This is a genomic window from Hyphomicrobium sp. (genome assembly GCF_051860585.1).
GTDB lineage: Bacteria > Pseudomonadota > Alphaproteobacteria > Rhizobiales > Hyphomicrobiaceae > Hyphomicrobium_C.
The window spans coordinates 303,815-318,788 of the sequence record NZ_JBHYDS010000001.1 but is presented as its reverse complement, the minus strand read 5'-3'; the positions used below and the strand labels follow the sequence as shown (position 1 = coordinate 318,788).

Annotated in this window: 12 protein-coding genes; all 12 read left to right on the top strand. The window is 67.4% G+C overall.

Annotated elements, in window-relative coordinates; genetic code table 11:
- The first annotated feature begins 35 nt into the window (after positions 1-35).
- Positions 36-1,157: an imelysin family protein gene (locus ACTIFK_RS01420; RefSeq protein ID WP_439541250.1), complete on the top strand. Its 1,122-nt coding sequence runs from the start codon at positions 36-38 to the stop codon at positions 1,155-1,157.
- 13 nt (positions 1,158-1,170) lie between these two features.
- On the top strand, positions 1,171-2,259 hold the full coding sequence (locus ACTIFK_RS01415) for a DUF1513 domain-containing protein (RefSeq protein ID WP_439541249.1): 1,089 nt from the start codon (positions 1,171-1,173) through the stop codon (positions 2,257-2,259).
- A 56-nt stretch (positions 2,260-2,315) separates the two neighbouring features.
- On the top strand, positions 2,316-3,770 hold the full coding sequence (locus ACTIFK_RS01410) for a UDP-N-acetylmuramoyl-L-alanyl-D-glutamate--2,6-diaminopimelate ligase (protein WP_439541248.1): 1,455 nt from the start codon (positions 2,316-2,318) through the stop codon (positions 3,768-3,770).
- Between the two features lie 72 nt (positions 3,771-3,842).
- On the top strand, positions 3,843-5,264 hold the full coding sequence (locus ACTIFK_RS01405; RefSeq protein WP_439541247.1) for a UDP-N-acetylmuramoylalanyl-D-glutamyl-2,6-diaminopimelate--D-alanyl-D-alanine ligase: 1,422 nt from the start codon (positions 3,843-3,845) through the stop codon (positions 5,262-5,264).
- Between the two features lie 76 nt (positions 5,265-5,340).
- Entirely contained in the window at positions 5,341-6,423 is a 1,083-nt protein-coding gene (gene mraY, locus ACTIFK_RS01400) for a phospho-N-acetylmuramoyl-pentapeptide-transferase (protein ID WP_439541246.1), read from the top strand.
- Positions 6,424-6,442: 19 nt separating this feature from the next.
- A complete protein-coding gene (gene murD / locus ACTIFK_RS01395) occupies positions 6,443-7,858 on the top strand; it encodes a UDP-N-acetylmuramoyl-L-alanine--D-glutamate ligase (protein WP_439541245.1) in 1,416 nt (471 codons plus the stop codon).
- Positions 7,855-9,015, top strand: a complete 1,161-nt coding sequence (locus ACTIFK_RS01390) for an FtsW/RodA/SpoVE family cell cycle protein (protein WP_439541244.1) — start codon at positions 7,855-7,857, stop codon at positions 9,013-9,015. The genes murD and ACTIFK_RS01390 overlap by 4 nt, the downstream gene beginning before the upstream one ends.
- 37 nt (positions 9,016-9,052) lie before the next feature.
- Entirely contained in the window at positions 9,053-10,165 is a 1,113-nt protein-coding gene (gene murG / locus ACTIFK_RS01385) for an undecaprenyldiphospho-muramoylpentapeptide beta-N-acetylglucosaminyltransferase (RefSeq protein ID WP_439541243.1), read from the top strand.
- 91 nt (positions 10,166-10,256) lie between these two features.
- Complete coding sequence (gene murC / locus ACTIFK_RS01380; RefSeq protein WP_439541242.1) at positions 10,257-11,696, top strand: UDP-N-acetylmuramate--L-alanine ligase; 1,440 nt, start codon at positions 10,257-10,259, stop codon at positions 11,694-11,696.
- A 427-nt stretch (positions 11,697-12,123) separates the two neighbouring features.
- Positions 12,124-13,086 carry a UDP-N-acetylmuramate dehydrogenase gene (gene murB / locus ACTIFK_RS01375; protein WP_439541241.1) on the top strand — a complete coding sequence of 321 codons (963 nt, stop codon included), beginning with the start codon at positions 12,124-12,126 and terminating at the stop codon, positions 13,084-13,086.
- Positions 13,086-14,039, top strand: coding sequence for a D-alanine--D-alanine ligase (locus ACTIFK_RS01370; protein ID WP_439541240.1), 954 nt, complete (start codon positions 13,086-13,088; stop codon positions 14,037-14,039). Before murB ends, ACTIFK_RS01370 begins: the two co-directional genes overlap by 1 nt.
- Positions 14,027-14,968: a cell division protein FtsQ/DivIB gene (locus ACTIFK_RS01365; protein ID WP_439541239.1), complete on the top strand. Its 942-nt coding sequence runs from the start codon at positions 14,027-14,029 to the stop codon at positions 14,966-14,968. The genes ACTIFK_RS01370 and ACTIFK_RS01365 overlap by 13 nt, the downstream gene beginning before the upstream one ends.
- Positions 14,969-14,974 lie beyond the last annotated feature (6 nt).

Sequence of the window (14,974 nt, the reverse complement as noted above, 5' to 3'; positions counted from 1 at the left end):
CTAGAACACGGCGCTGTCTGCCCAGGAGCCGTCGCGTGACATCACATTGGCTACGGAGATCGGTCGCGGTTGCCGCCTCCGGATTGCTTGTTGCGATTTCGGCCGCAGCGCCCGCCCACGCGCTTCCCGTCCGCAAGAGCCACGCCACGCTGGTCGTGGACGCCATCGACCAGTTCATCGTCCCCCACGTCGAGACCTTCAAGACGGCCACCGCAAAGTTGGCCGATGCCACCAGCGCGGTCTGCAGTGCAGGCGGCGATGCGCCGTCGCGCCAGGCGGCAACGGCTGCGTTCGCAGATACGGTCCGCGCCTGGGGCTCGCTCGATTTCGTCCGCTTCGGACCCGTGACGCGCGCGCATCGCCTCGAACGGATCCTGTTCTGGCCCGATCCGCGCGCCACCGCCCAACGCCAGCTCGGAGCCATCGTGGCCGCGCGCAAGCCGGACGTGATCGCGCCTGGTGCGCTCGCGTCTCAGAGCGTCGCCGTCCAGGGCCTCACCGCGCTCGAAATCCTTCTCTATGACGACAAGGCCCCACTCCTCGTCGCGGGAAGCGACGAGACAGCCGTCTATCGTTGCGGGCTCGCGCGCGCCATCGCCGACAACTTGGCGACAATCGCGCGCGAAATGGCGGACGAGTGGACAGCCGCAGACGGCTTCCGCCTGAAGATGGTGGCCGCCGGATCCGACAACCCGCTTTATAAGGATGCGTCCGAGACCGCCCGCGATGTCGTCAAAGCGCTGGCGACCGGGCTCGAGCTCTGCCGCGACCGCTTCCTCATGCCGGAACTGACCGCGCTCGCCGCCGACCCGCCGAAACGTGCGCGCCTGCCGTTCGACCGCGCCGAACTGATGGGCGCCTACCTCAGCGCCTCGCTTACCGGCTTGCATGAGCTGTTCGACGCCACCGGCCTCGCGGCCTACGTTCCGGCCGACAAGCCCTGGATGGCCGAGTTCCTGCCGCGCGCCTGGACGAGCCTCCTCGCCGACGCAGCCACCCTCGATGCTTTACGCTTGAAGGAGCGCGGCTCGGAGGCGCACTTGCACGCCTTGCGCAAGATGCGCTTCGACATCGGCGGCATTCGCTCGATCGTCGTCCGCGAGCTGGCGGCGAATGCCGAGATCGATATGGGGTTCAACGAGCTCGATGGAGATTGACCGCCGAGGTCTGATGACGGGGGCACTCGCGCTGTTGGCGCTCCCGCGCGCATTTGGCGGTGACGAGGCATGGGGCGCTGAGGCGTCCGCCCGCCCGGTTTACATTTCCGCCGCGCGCTTTCCGGACAACGCTTATGGCGTCGTCATCTTCGCCGAGGACGGCCGCGTCCTGCGCGAGATCCCCATTAAAGAGCGCGGCCATGACATCGCTGTCGATCCCGTCTTCCGCCGCGCCGTCGTCTTCGCCCGCCGTCCCGGCGCCTTTGCGCTCGCCTTCGACGTTGACGGCTCGCGCGAGCCCAGCCTGTTTGCTCCGCCGCCGAACCGGCACTTCTATGGCCATGGCGTTTTCGCGCGCGACGGCCGCCTGATCTACGCGACCGAGCATGATGCCGATACCGGAGACGGCGTCATCGGCGTTTACGAGGCAACCGGCGGCTGGCGGCGCGTCGGCGAATTCCCGTCCTATGGCGTCGGCCCGCACGAGGCGATCGTCCTGGCCGATGGCAAGACGCTGGCGGTCGCCAACGGCGGCTTCGGCAACGATCTCGCGACAGGCCGCGAGAGCATCGGCATCGGCGTCATGGAGCCGAATATCTCCTTCATCGATCTTGCCACCGGCACCCTCAAAGTGCGCCATGGCCTGTCCGGCGAACTCAACCAGCTGTCCCTGCGCCACCTCGCCGAGACGCCGCGCGGCGACGTCTGGTTCGGTGGACAGTGGCAGGGCGCGATGGAGGAAGCCCCGGCTCTCATCGGCTGCGTCAGCCTCGACAAAAATGTCCGCCTGCTTGACGCGGCTGAGGCGCCGGGCGTGGCGCTGCGGGGCTACATCGGCGCGGTTGCCCTAAGTGCGGACGGCCGCTATCTGGCCGCCACCGCGCCACGCGCCGACCGCGTCATCTATGCCGATACGGAGACGGGCAAGATCGTCCGCGAGATCGCCATCGACGACAGCAGCGGCGTCGTGCCGGCCGGCAGGGCGGAGTTCGCCATGAGCACCGGCAAGGGCGTCGTGCGTCTCGGCCACGACGGCGGCGTTCCTGCGGATTTGCTCACCTTCTCCGGCACCGAATTCGACAATCACCTCCGCCGCGTTTGACGCCGCGCCCGCACGACCCTAGAAGCATCGAGGTCTTCAGCCGCGGCCGAGACATCATGCGTCTATCCTCCCTCATTGCAGATTTGGACATAGCCTCTCCGGCCTCCGGCCTGGATGCGATCGACGTGACCGGCCTCTCGGCGGACAGCCGTCAGGTCGGGCCCGGCACGCTGTTCGCGGCGCTCGCGGGCACAAAGGCCGATGGATCGCGGTTCGTGGCCGACGCCGCCGCCAAGGGGGCCGTCGCCGTTCTCGTGGCGGAACAGGCCGATGTCCCGGCAGGGCTCGCAATCCCGGTGCTGCGGACAAAGGAACCGAGGCGCGCGCTTTCGCGATTGGCCGCGCGGTTTTACGGCCGCCAGCCGGAGACCGTGGTTGCCGTCACCGGCACGAGCGGCAAGACGTCGGTTGCGGAATTCTCGCGCCAGCTTTTCGCCGCGGCAGGACGCAAGGCCGCGTCGCTCGGCACCATCGGCGTCGTGAAGCCGGATGGAGCCGTCTACGGCTCTCTCACCACTCCCGATCCGGTCACGCTGCACGCCACGCTGGCATCTCTCGCCAGCGAAGGCATCACGCACCTGGCGTTCGAAGCGTCGTCGCACGGCCTCGATCAGTATCGCCTCGATGGCGTGCGCATCGCCGCTGCCGCCTTCACCAATCTCGGCCGCGATCACCTCGACTACCATCCGACGACGGAAGCCTATTTCGCCGCCAAGATGCGCCTGTTCGAGGACCTGCTGCCGGACGGCGCGCCCGTCATCGTCAATCTCGATGCGCCGCGTGCAGCCGACGTCGCCGAGGTAGCCCGGCGGCGGGGCCTGCGTATCGTCAGCGTCGGCGCGGCCGGAGAGACCGTGCGCCTCACGAACCTTGTGCGCGACGGCTTCGTGCAGCGACTGACGCTCGTGCACGACGGCAAGATATACGATATCCGCCTGCCGCTGATCGGCACCTATCAGGTCGCGAATGCGCTGGTCGCCGTCGGCTTGGCGCTGGCCGTTGGTGAAGACGCGAGCGTCGTCATTCCCGCGCTCGAAACGCTCACCGGCGTCAAGGGACGCCTCGAAATCATCGGCGAGAAGAACGGCGCGCTTGCCGTCGTCGACTATGCCCACAAACCCGAAGCACTCGAAGCCGCCCTCGACGGTGTGCGTCCGTTCGTGTCCGGCAAGCTCATTTCCGTATTCGGCTGCGGCGGCGACCGCGACCGCGGCAAGCGTCCCATCATGGGCGCGATCTCGGCCGCACGCGCCGACGTCACCATCGTCACCGACGACAATCCGCGCACGGAGAACCCAGCGGCCATCCGCGCCGAAATTCTGGCCGGCGCAAAGGGCGCCCGCGAGATCGGCGACCGCGCCGAAGCGATCCGCGCCGCAGTCGGCATGATGCAGCCCGGCGATGTCGTCGTGGTGGCCGGCAAAGGCCACGAAACGGGCCAGATCGTGGGCCAGACCGTCGTTCCGTTTTCAGACCACGAATGTCTCAGGGATGCACTCTCGCGGCCGTAGCGGATAGGCCCGCTTCATGGCCCCGCTCCATGCATGCCGCCTTTGAATTCCGATCGCCAAGGAACTCCACTGATGTCGTCACCTCTTTGGACCTTCGACGATCTGGTTGGCGCCGCCGGAGGGCGCGCCGAACGTGCCAACGGCGCGGCCGTCACGGGCCTCTCCATCGACACGCGCACGCTTGCTCCCGGCGACCTCTTCGTGGCGCTCAAGGATCAGCGCGACGGGCACGCCTTCGTCACGCAGGCGTTCGCGGCCGGCGCCGCGGCCGCATTGGTGGCCGAGGGTTATGAGGCGGCCCCGAGTGATGGCCCTCTGATCCGGGTGCGCGACACACTTGGCGGTTTGGAAGAGATTGGCCGCGCCGCCCGCGCGCGGCTTTCGCCGGACGCCCGCGTCATCGCCGTCACCGGAAGTGCTGGCAAAACCGGCACGAAGGAGATGCTGCGCGCCGGCCTCGCGCCGCTCGCGCCCACCCACGCTGCCGACAAGTCGTTCAACAACCACTGGGGCGTCCCGCTGACGCTCGCGCGCATGCCGGCGGACACGCGCTTCGGCGTCTTCGAAATCGGCATGAACCACGCCGGCGAAATCACGCCTCTGACGCGCATGGTCCGGCCGCATGTCGCCATCGTGACGACTGTCGAGCCTGTCCACCTTGCGCAATTTCCGAACGTGACCGCCATTGCCGACGCCAAGGGCGAGATCTTCGCCGGGCTCGAGCCGGGCGGAACCGCCGTCATCAATCGCGACAATCCGCATTTCGCGACCTTGCTGCGTCATGCCGAGGCTGCCGGCGCCCGCATCGTCTCGTTCGGGCAGGACGCGCGTGCCGACGTGCGGCCGAAGATTTTGGAACTGACATCGGAAGGCACGTCGATCGACGTCGAAATCGGCGGCCGTGAGATCCACTATCGGGTGGCAAGCCCCGGCATCCACATTGCTCTCAATTCGCTGGCCGTCGCAGCGGCGCTGCAAGCGGCCGGCGCCGATGTCGAGCTGGCGCTCGACGTACTGTCGTCGCTTCCCCCGCCCCCTGGCCGCGGATCGCGCTCCGAGCTCGCGATCGCGGGCGGACGTATCCTGATCATCGACGAGACATACAACGCGAATCCCGCATCCATGCGGGCCGCCCTGGCCGTCCTCGGCACCGTCCCGCGCAGCGCCTATCGCCGTCGCATCGCGGTGCTGGGCGACATGCTCGAACTGGGCCCCGATGAAAAATCACATCATTTGTCGATCAAGGAGGCCATCGAAGCGGCCGGCACCGATTTGGTCTTTGCCTGCGGGCCCAATATGGCGCATTTGTTCGCGGCCCTCCGGCCGGATATGCAGGGGGGCTGGGCGGAACGCTCGGACGGACTGGTTGAGCCTTTGCTGGCCGCTTTGAGGCCCGGTGACGCGCTGATGCTCAAGGGGTCGAACGGCAGCCGGATGGGACCGCTGGCCGAGACCCTGAGACAGAAGATGGGGTCTGAAACCCTGACGGGGTGACGGATCGTCCGTCTTGGCTGTGTCCGGTTGAACGGAAGCGGGGCTGTCCGGGCTCCGATCGAGGGGAAGGGAAGACATGCTGTACGAGCTCGTGAGCTTCAGCGACCAGATCGGCATTCTGAACGTCTTCCGCTACATTACCTTCCGCACCGGCGGCGCCATCTTCACCGCACTGCTGTTCGTGATGCTGTTCGGCCCGGGCATCATCGACCTCTTGCGCGTCAAGCAGGGCAAGGGCCAGCCGATCCGCGAAGACGGCCCGAAATCGCACTTCTCGAAGAAGGGCACGCCGACGATGGGCGGCCTCATGATCCTCGCCAGCGTCACCGTCGCGACGCTGCTCTGGTCGGACCTGTCGAATGCCTACGTCTGGACGGTGCTGATCGTCACGCTCGCTTACGGCGGCATCGGCTTCTACGACGACTACCTCAAGATTACGAAGCAGCAGTCGAGCGGCTTCGGCGGCCGCGCGCGCCTCGCACTCGAATTCATCGTCGCCGCCGCCGCCGCTTACGTCATCATGATGCTCTCGACGCCGGAACTGTCCGGCACGCTGGCGCTGCCGTTCTTCAAGACGGCGCTGATCCAGCTCGGCTGGATGTTCATCATCGTCGGCGCGGTCGTGATCGTCGGCGCGGGCAATGCCGTCAACCTGACGGATGGCCTCGACGGGCTCGCCATCGTCCCCGTCATGATCGCCGCCGCCACCTTCGGCCTCATCGCCTACCTGATCGGCAATGTGAAGTTTGCGGGCTATCTGCAGATCCATCATGTGGCCGGTACGGGCGAACTGGCCGTCATCTGCGGCGCGCTGATCGGGGCGGGCCTTGGCTTCCTGTGGTTCAACGCTCCGCCCGCGATGATCTTCATGGGCGACACCGGGTCCCTGGCGCTGGGCGGCGCGCTCGGCGCAATTGCTGTCGCGACCAAGCACGAGGTCGTGCTGGCGATCGTCGGCGGGCTCTTCGTGCTGGAGACGTTGTCGGTCATCATCCAGGTGACGTCGTACAAGCTCACCGGCAAGCGGGTCTTCCGCATGGCGCCGCTGCACCATCATTACGAGCAGAAGGGCTGGCAGGAGAGCACCGTCGTCGTGCGGTTCTGGATCATCGCGGTCATCCTGGCGCTCGTCGGTCTCGCCACTCTCAAGCTGCGCTGAATAGGCTATTTTAGCGCCCATGATTCGCGTTTCGACTTTCAACGGCCGGACGGTTGCTGTCTTCGGCCTCGGCGCTTCGGGGCTGGCGACCGTGCGCGCGCTCGAAGCGGGCGGGGCGGTCGTCGCGGCTTGGGACGACAGCGAAGCCGGCCGGAAAGCGGCGGCGGATGCGGGCGCGACCTTGGTCGATCTCGCGGCCGCCGATTGGTCGGCCTTTGCCGCGCTCGTGCTCGCCCCCGGCGTGCCGCTGACACATCCCGAGCCGCACTGGACCGTGCTCCGCGCGCGCGCCGCCGGCGTCGAGGTGATCGGCGACGTCGAACTTTTCTTCCGGGAGCGCGCCGCGACGAGCCCGAATTCGCCCGTGGTCGCGATCACCGGCACCAACGGCAAGTCCACCACGACGGCCCTGATCGCGCACATCCTTCGCGAACTCGGCAACGACGTGCAACTCGGCGGCAATATCGGCCGCGCCGTCCTCACGCTCGGGCCGCCGTCCGAAGACCGCATCCACGTGCTTGAGCTGTCGAGCTTTCAAATTGATCTGTCACCGGGCGCCGCGCCCACCGTCGCCGTGCTGCTCAACATCACGCCCGACCACATCGACCGCCACGGTACCGTCGAGCACTACGCCGAAGTGAAGCGCCGCCTGGTGGAGGCGGCGCAAGGCACGGCCGTCATCGGCATCGACGACGATTGGTGCGCAAGAATCGCTGAGGATGTCGAACGCCGGACCGATGGCCCGAACGTCCGCCGCATCTCTGTTCGCGAACCGGTCGCGGACGGCGTCTATTCGCTGGACGGCACGCTGCACGAGCGGGCCCATCGCCACGAGCAGACGGCTCCGATCCCGCTCGACGGCATCGCGACGCTGCGCGGCCGTCACAACTGGCAGAACGCGGCTGCGGCCGTCGCGGCCGTTGGCGCGTTGCCCAATGGGGTGAGGTATCAAGTCGGTCTCGCGAGCGCGCTCCGCACCTTTCCGGGCTTGCCGCACCGTCTCGAGATCGCCGCGCGCCTCGGACCTGTCGAGTTCATCAACGACAGCAAGGCCACCAACGCCGACAGCACCGAGAAGGCGCTCGCCTCCTTCGAGCGTAACATCCATTGGATCCTCGGCGGCAAGCCGAAAGAGGGCGGCATCACCACCCTCAAATCGTATTTTACGCGCGTCGCGAAAGCGTATCTGATTGGCGAGGCGACGGAGGAATTCGCCGCGACGCTCGGCGCTGACGTTCCGTTCGAACGCTGCGGCACGCTGGAGGTCGCGGTCGAGCGCGCTGGCAATGCCGCGCTGGACGAGGGTCGCGACAGCTCCGTCGTGCTGCTTTCCCCGGCCTGCGCGTCGTACGATCAGTTCAAGAATTTCGAGGTGCGCGGCGATGCGTTCAAGTCTCTCGTCGCCCGCCTGATCGCGCAGCGAGGCGGCCGATGAAATTCTCGCGCGCCGACAAGAGCCGGCTCGCGGAGTGGTGGTTCACGGTCGACCACGTGCTGCTCTACGCGATCATCGTCATTGTCGCGGCCGGCCTCGTGCTGTCGCTGGCGGCGAGCCCGGCCGTCGCGCTCAAGAAGGGGCTGCCGCCCTACTATTTCGTCGAGCGCCACGTCATCTTCTCAGCTGCCGGCATCGTCATCATGCTGGGCGTCTCGCTGCTTGAACCGCCCGCCGTACGCCGCCTCGCGGGGCTGTTGCTGGCTGCTGCGATGGTGGGCCTCATCGCCGTGTACTTCCTCGGCGAGGAGATCAACGGCGCTCGCCGCTGGCTCTCCATCGAGGGCCATTCGCTGCAGCCCTCGGAATTCGCCAAGCCGGCCTTTGTTGTCGTCTCGGGCTGGCTGCTGGCGGAAGCGCGCCGCCGCCCGGACATGCCCGCACTCCCGCTGGCGATGGCGCTCTATGCCGCCTTCGCCGGATTGCTCGTCGTGCAGCCCGACGTCGGCCAGACATTGCTCGCGACCATCGTCTGGACCGCCATGCTGTTCGTCTCCGGCCTCGCGCTGACTGGCGCGGCCATCATCGCCGTTGCGGGCGCCGTCGGTCTTTATGCGGCCTACGTCTATTTCCCGCACGTCTCGTATCGCATCGACCGCTTCATCAGCCCGCAACCGAGCGAATACGGCCAGGGCGAGCGCGCCCTGAGATCGTTCGTCGAGGGCGGCTTCCTCGGCCGCGGGCCGGGCGAGGGCACCATCAAGACTTCGCTGCCGGATGCGCACACCGATTACATCTTCGCCGTCGTCGGCGAGGAGTTCGGCTCGCTCGCCTGCCTCGCCATCGTCGCTCTGTTCGCCTTCGTCGTCATCCGCGCGCTGCGCCATGCGGAACATGAGCCGGATGTGGCCACGCGCCTCGGCATCGTCGGGCTGGCGCTCATGTTCGGCTTCCAGGCGCTGATCAACATGGGCGTCAACGTCGGCCTGCTGCCGGCCAAGGGCATGACGCTGCCGTTCCTGTCGGCGGGCGGATCGTCGACGCTCGCGATCTCGATCACGCTCGGCATGCTGCTGGCGCTCACCCGCCATCGCCCCGACACCGACCGCCTCAGGAAACCCAGGCTGAAACCGAACCTGTCGAGCGTGCGGCCGTGAGCAACACATCCGCGATACCCAACCCGAGTGACGAGAGATGCCCGTGATGCGTTCCATCCTGCTTGCGGCCGGCGGCACCGGCGGTCATCTGTTTCCCGCCTTCGCGTTGGCCGAGGAATTGGGCCGCCGCGGCTACGCCGTCGATCTCGTCACCGACATGCGCGGCGACCGCTATGGCACCGGCTTCCCCGCCCGCGCCGTTTATCGTATTCCGTCGGCAACGCCCGGCAACAAGCGCAATCCCGTCACTCTCGCGCGAACCGGCTTCACGCTGCTGCGCGGCGTGCGTAAGGCCCGCAAGCTGATCCGGGCCGAGAAGCCGTCCGCCGTCGTGGGCTTCGGCGGCTATCCCACCATTCCCCCGCTCGTCGCCGCGCGCATGCTCGGCGTGCCCGCCATCATCCACGAGCAGAACGCTGTCCTCGGCCGCGCCAATCGCACCCTGGCGCGCGCCGCCGCCGCCATCGCAACGTCGTTCCGGAAGACGAAATTTCTCGACGGTCCGCTCGCGGCCAAGGCCCGCTTCACCGGCAACCCGGTCCGCGATGCCGTCATCGAGGCCGCCAAGACGCCGTATCCGCTCATCGAGGATGGCGGTCCGATCCGGCTTCTCGTATTCGGCGGCAGTCAGGGCGCGCGCTTCTTCTCGGAAGCCGTCCCGCCCGCGCTGGCAACGCTTCCGCAGGCCCTGCGCCAGCGCGTCAAGCTCGTCCTGCAGGCCCGCGAGGAGGATGTCGTGGCGGTTCGCGCGGCGCTGTCGTCAGCCGGCGTCGATGCGGAGATCGCAACCTTTTTCAAGAACTTGCCCCAGGTGATGGCGGACAGCCATCTGGTCGTCGCGCGTGCGGGCGCGTCGTCGGTTGCTGAACTCGCCGTCATCGGCCGCCCGTCCATCCTCGTACCTTTGCCGCATTCTCTCGACAGTGATCAGCTCGAAAACGCGTCCAGCCTTGCCGAATCGGGGGGCAGTTGGTGTATCGAGCAGAAGCATGTGACGCCGCATCGTCTCGCAACGGAGCTTGTCAGGGTGTTCGACCAGCCGGCAGCCTTGGTGTCCGCGGCGGCCGCCGCCAAGGCCCAGGGGCAGGCCGACGCCGTCCGGCAACTTGCGGATCTCGTTGAGGATGTGGTCGGAAAGCATCACGCTTAAAGCGCGGCGCGTCGTAGTTTTGACGAAACGTCACACCGACGATGTGCCGGCGTGGCGCTAGGCTCGCCGGCAGCAACAGGGACCACCATGCATGCAGATGCCCCGCGACATCGGGCCGTTTCACATCATCGGGATCGGCGGCATCGGAATGAGCGCCATCGCCGAGATCCTGCTGGCCAAGGGCTACAGCGTCCAGGGCAGCGACCAGAAGGAGTCCGCCAACGTCCGCCGTCTTCGCGCGAAAGGCGTGCGCGTGTTCATCGGCCATGACGGGGTGAACCTCGTCGGCGCGCGCCAGGTCGTCATTTCCACCGCCGTCAAGCAGAACAACCCGGAACTCGAAGCCGCTCGCTCCAAGGGCCTGCCCGTGGTGCGCCGCGCCGAGATGCTGGCCGAACTGATGCGCCTCTACGGCACGGTGTCGGTCACCGGCACGCACGGCAAGACCACCACCACCTCGCTCATCGCCACCATCTTCGAAACCGCGCGCCTCGATCCGACGGTCATCACCGGCGGCATCATCAACGCGTGGGGCTCCAACGCACGTCTTGGCCAGGGCCGCTGGATGATCGTCGAAGCCGACGAGAGCGACGGCACGTTCACGCGCTTGCCGACGGAGATCGGCGTCGTCACCAACATCGACCCCGAGCATCTCGACTACTTCGGCTCCGTCGAGGCCATGCATCGCGAGTACGAAGCGTTCCTGCGCAACATCCCGTTCTACGGCCTCGCCGTCGCGTGCATTGATCATCCGGTCGTGCGCGAAATGGTCGACCGCCTGCAACTGCGCCGCGACGGCCGCCGCCTGCTGACGTATGGCACGCGTCCCGATGCCGATCTCATGCTGCGCTCGGTACGCAGTGAAGGCTACGCGACTGTCATCGACGCCGACCTCGGCACGCGCGTGAAGCGCGGCGCCCGCGCGCTGCGCGGCTGGACGCTGCCGATGCCGGGCCAGCACAACGCGTTGAACGCGCTCGCCGCCATCGCCGTCGCCACCGAGGCCGATCTCGACGACGAGACGATCCGCGCCGGCCTTGCCGCGTTCTCGGGCGTGAAGCGCCGCTTCCAGCTTACGGGCACGTGGAACGGCGTGCAGATTTTCGACGACTATGGCCATCACCCGGCTGAAATCTCGGCCGTCCTCGAAGCCGCGCGTGCAGGCGCTCGCGGACGCGTGTTCGCCGTCGTCGAACCGCATCGGTACACGCGCGTGCGCGATCTTTTCCGCGACTTCTCGGCCTGCTTCCGCGCCGCCGACAGCGTCATCGTCGCGCCGCTCTACAGCGCCGGCGAGCAGCCCATCGAAGGCATCGATCCGGTTTCGCTGGCGGAGGGCATTCGCGCGACTGGGCACGGCTCGGTGGCGACGGTCGACGACCCGCGCGAGCTCATCAGCCTCATTCGCCGCCACGGCCGTCCGGGCGACATGGTGGTCGTGCTCGGCGCGGGCAACTCCACCGAGTGGGCCCACAACCTTCCCGAATGGCTTGCCGCCTCCGAGCCTCGCCGCGCCGGGAGCGCCCTGTGATCTTCGAAACGAGCGCACCGCAGTCCCCCTCCCCCTTGTGGGGAGGGGTTAGGGGTGGGGGGAATCCCAACCTCGACTGCGTGTCGTTTCCCCCCCTCCCGGCCTCCCCCACAAGGGGGGAGGAGAAGGGACGTCGAGAAGATGGAAGCGTCCCCGGCTTCCCGCCCGACTTAGCACACGGCATCCGCGACCACCTCGCTGGCGTAGATCTCGATCTACGCTGTGTTGAGCACGGGAAAGCTGGCATGGATCCCGACCTGCGTCGGGATGACGTCGAGAGGGGGCACGCCGCGCGCTACAACTTCAACTTCATCCCGGCGGTCATGGCAAAGCCATGCTTCGCATGGACGGCCGGGACCTACGCAAGTCTCCGCGCGGGCGACGCTCGCGGATTGCACAACGCCCAACAGCGGGCGGAGGTCGGCTCATGACCTTCCCCGACATCACGGCCGACCTCAAAGCCAGCATGGCCGAGCTGCGCGGCCGCCTGTCCGCCAATGCCCCGCTCGCCGACATCACGTGGTTCCGCGCCGGCGGCCCGGCGCAGGTGCTGTTCATGCCCGCCGACGAAGCGGACCTCGCCTATTTCCTGAAGCACAAGCCGAAGTCCCTGCCAGCGTTCGTCATCGGACTCGGCTCTAACCTTCTTGTGCGCGACGGGGGCGTCGAAGGCGTCGTCATTCGCTTGGGCCGCGGCTTCGCCGGGATCACGGTGGAGGAGGGCCATCGGCTGCGCGTCGGCACCGTCGTGCCGGATGTGAAGGTCGCACGCGCGGCCGCCGACGCCGGCATCGCAGGCCTCGCCTTTTACCGTGGCATTCCGGGCTCCATCGGCGGCGCGCTGCGCATGAATGCCGGCGCACATGGCGCTGAAACCAAGGACGTGCTGGCCGGCGCCCGCGCTGTGGACCCCGACGGCAATGTCCATGTGCTGTCGCTCGCAGACATGGGCTTCACCTATCGCCACAGCGCCGTCTCGGCCGACTGGATCTTCACCGAAGCCCTCTACCAGGGCACGCCGGGCGAGCCCGCCGACATCCTGCGCGCCATGGACGAAGTGGCCGAGTACCGCGAGACGCATCAGCCGATTAAAGAGCGCACCGGCGGCTCCACCTTCAAGAACCCCGAAGGCCACAGCGCCTGGAAGCTGATCGACGACGCCGGATGCCGCGGCTTCCGTGTCGGCGGCGCGATGGTGTCCGAGAAGCACTGCAACTTCCTGATCAACGACCGCAACGCCACCGGCGAAGATATCGAGCGCCTGGGCGAAATCGTGCGGGCGCGCGTGAAGGCAAAGTCCGGCATCACGCTGCAATGGGAAATCATTCGCCTTGGCCGTCCTGCTGATGGACGCGCCGAGGGCGAAGCACTGGCGGAGATGGTGGGTTGATGTCGAAGCTTGGGACCCCGCCGGCGCGCACGTTCGAGCATGTCGCCGTTCTGATGGGTGGGTTGTCCGCCGAGCGCAGCGTCAGCCTCAGGTCCGGCGCGGCCGTCGCCGAGGCGCTCGAGAGCGAAGGCTATCGCGTCACGCCGCTCGATGTCGGCCGCGACGTTGCCGCCCGCCTCGACGCCATCCGTCCCGACGTTTGCTTCAATGCGCTGCACGGCCGCTACGGCGAGGACGGCTGCATCCAGGGCATCCTGGAAACCATGGACATCCCGTACACGCACTCGGGAGTGCTCTCGTCCGCACTGGCGATGCACAAGGAGAACGCGAAAACGGTCATGAGCGGGGCCGGTGTTCCGGTCGCTGAGGCGAAGCTCGTGACCCGCGCCGTCGCGGCGTCCGCTCACGCCATGGCGCCGCCGTATGTCGTGAAGCCGGTCGACGAGGGCTCGAGCGTCGGCGTGGTCATCGTGCCGCCCGGCGGCGAAGTCCCCGTTGACGCCATTCTCGCCGGTGGCCCGCCGGACCAGATCGTCATGGTCGAACGGTTCATCGCCGGACGCGAGCTCACTTGTGCCGTCATTGGCGACTTTGCGACCGACGTCATCGAGATCGTCCCCTTGAAGGGGCTCGCCTTCTACGATTTCGAGGCCAAATACGCCCCCGGCGGCTCCAAGCACGAGCTTCCCGCGAATATTTTACCGGATGTTTACCAGTTGATCCGGAAATACACGTTGGCGGCCCATGCTTCGCTCGGGTGTCGTGGTGTGTCTCGCGCGGATTTCCGCTTCGACGACACGGCCGGCGGAACCGGCGAGTTGATCTGCCTCGAATTGAACACGCAGCCGGGCATGACCGGAACGTCTCTGGTGCCTGAGCTTGCAGGATTTGCAGGCTGGTCGTTCGGCCAGCTTGCGCGATGGATCGTCGAGGACGCGAGTTGCTCCAGGTAGGTCAGAGCTGGTTGAACCGGAGGCAGGCGCACAGCGCGGACCTGCTCTCAACCCCTCACGACCTAAGCACGGACATCCCCGCCGACGATCACCCGACCCACAAGGGCCCTTACCAGGTCGAAAGCCCGTTCGAAGATGCGCCCCCGCCCAAGGCGCCGCTCTTCCCTTGGCGTCCGAGCCGCCTGCGCCTGCTGCTCGGCGCGCTCGCGCTCGGGCTGACGCTGGGCGCAGCCGAGGAAGCCGCGCGTGTCGCCGGCTACACGCCGGATATGCAGCGCTTGGCGCGCATCGCCGGGTTCGGCATCGACCAGGTCACGCTCAAGGGGCACACCTTCAGCTTCGACCGCGAGATCTTCGATGCGCTCGACCTTGCCAACGTCAAAACCTTCGCAGCCCTCGATACCGCCGCCGTCAAGGCGCGCATCGAGCGCTTGCCCTGGATCGATACCGCGGAGCTGACGCGCGTCTATCCGGGACGCCTCGACATCCGCGTCAGCGAACGCACGCCCTTCGCGCTCTGGACGCGCGCCGACCGCCATTATCTGATCGACAAAACTGGACGCGTGCTGGCCGCCGTCAGCGGTGACACGATGCCCAAGCTGCCGCACTTTGCGGGCGAGGGCGCCGCCGCCGAGGCAGCCTCGTTCATGGAGCAGCTCGCGCGCTATCCGGAAATTTCGGCCGGCTTCGCCATGGCCGAGCGCGTGTCCGACCGCCGCTGGCGGCTGAAACTGTCCAACGAGACGACAATCGAGCTGCCCGCCGACGGCGAAGTCGGCGCGCTCGAAGCGATTGCCGGCGATGAGGCCCTGAAACGTCTCGTCGTTGCGGGCCGCACGACGCTCGATTTCCGCGGCCCCGGCCGTTTGGCCATCCGCCCCGACAAGCAGCCCGCAGCACCTGGCTCCGCGCCGGGCACCGGTTCATGAGACGGG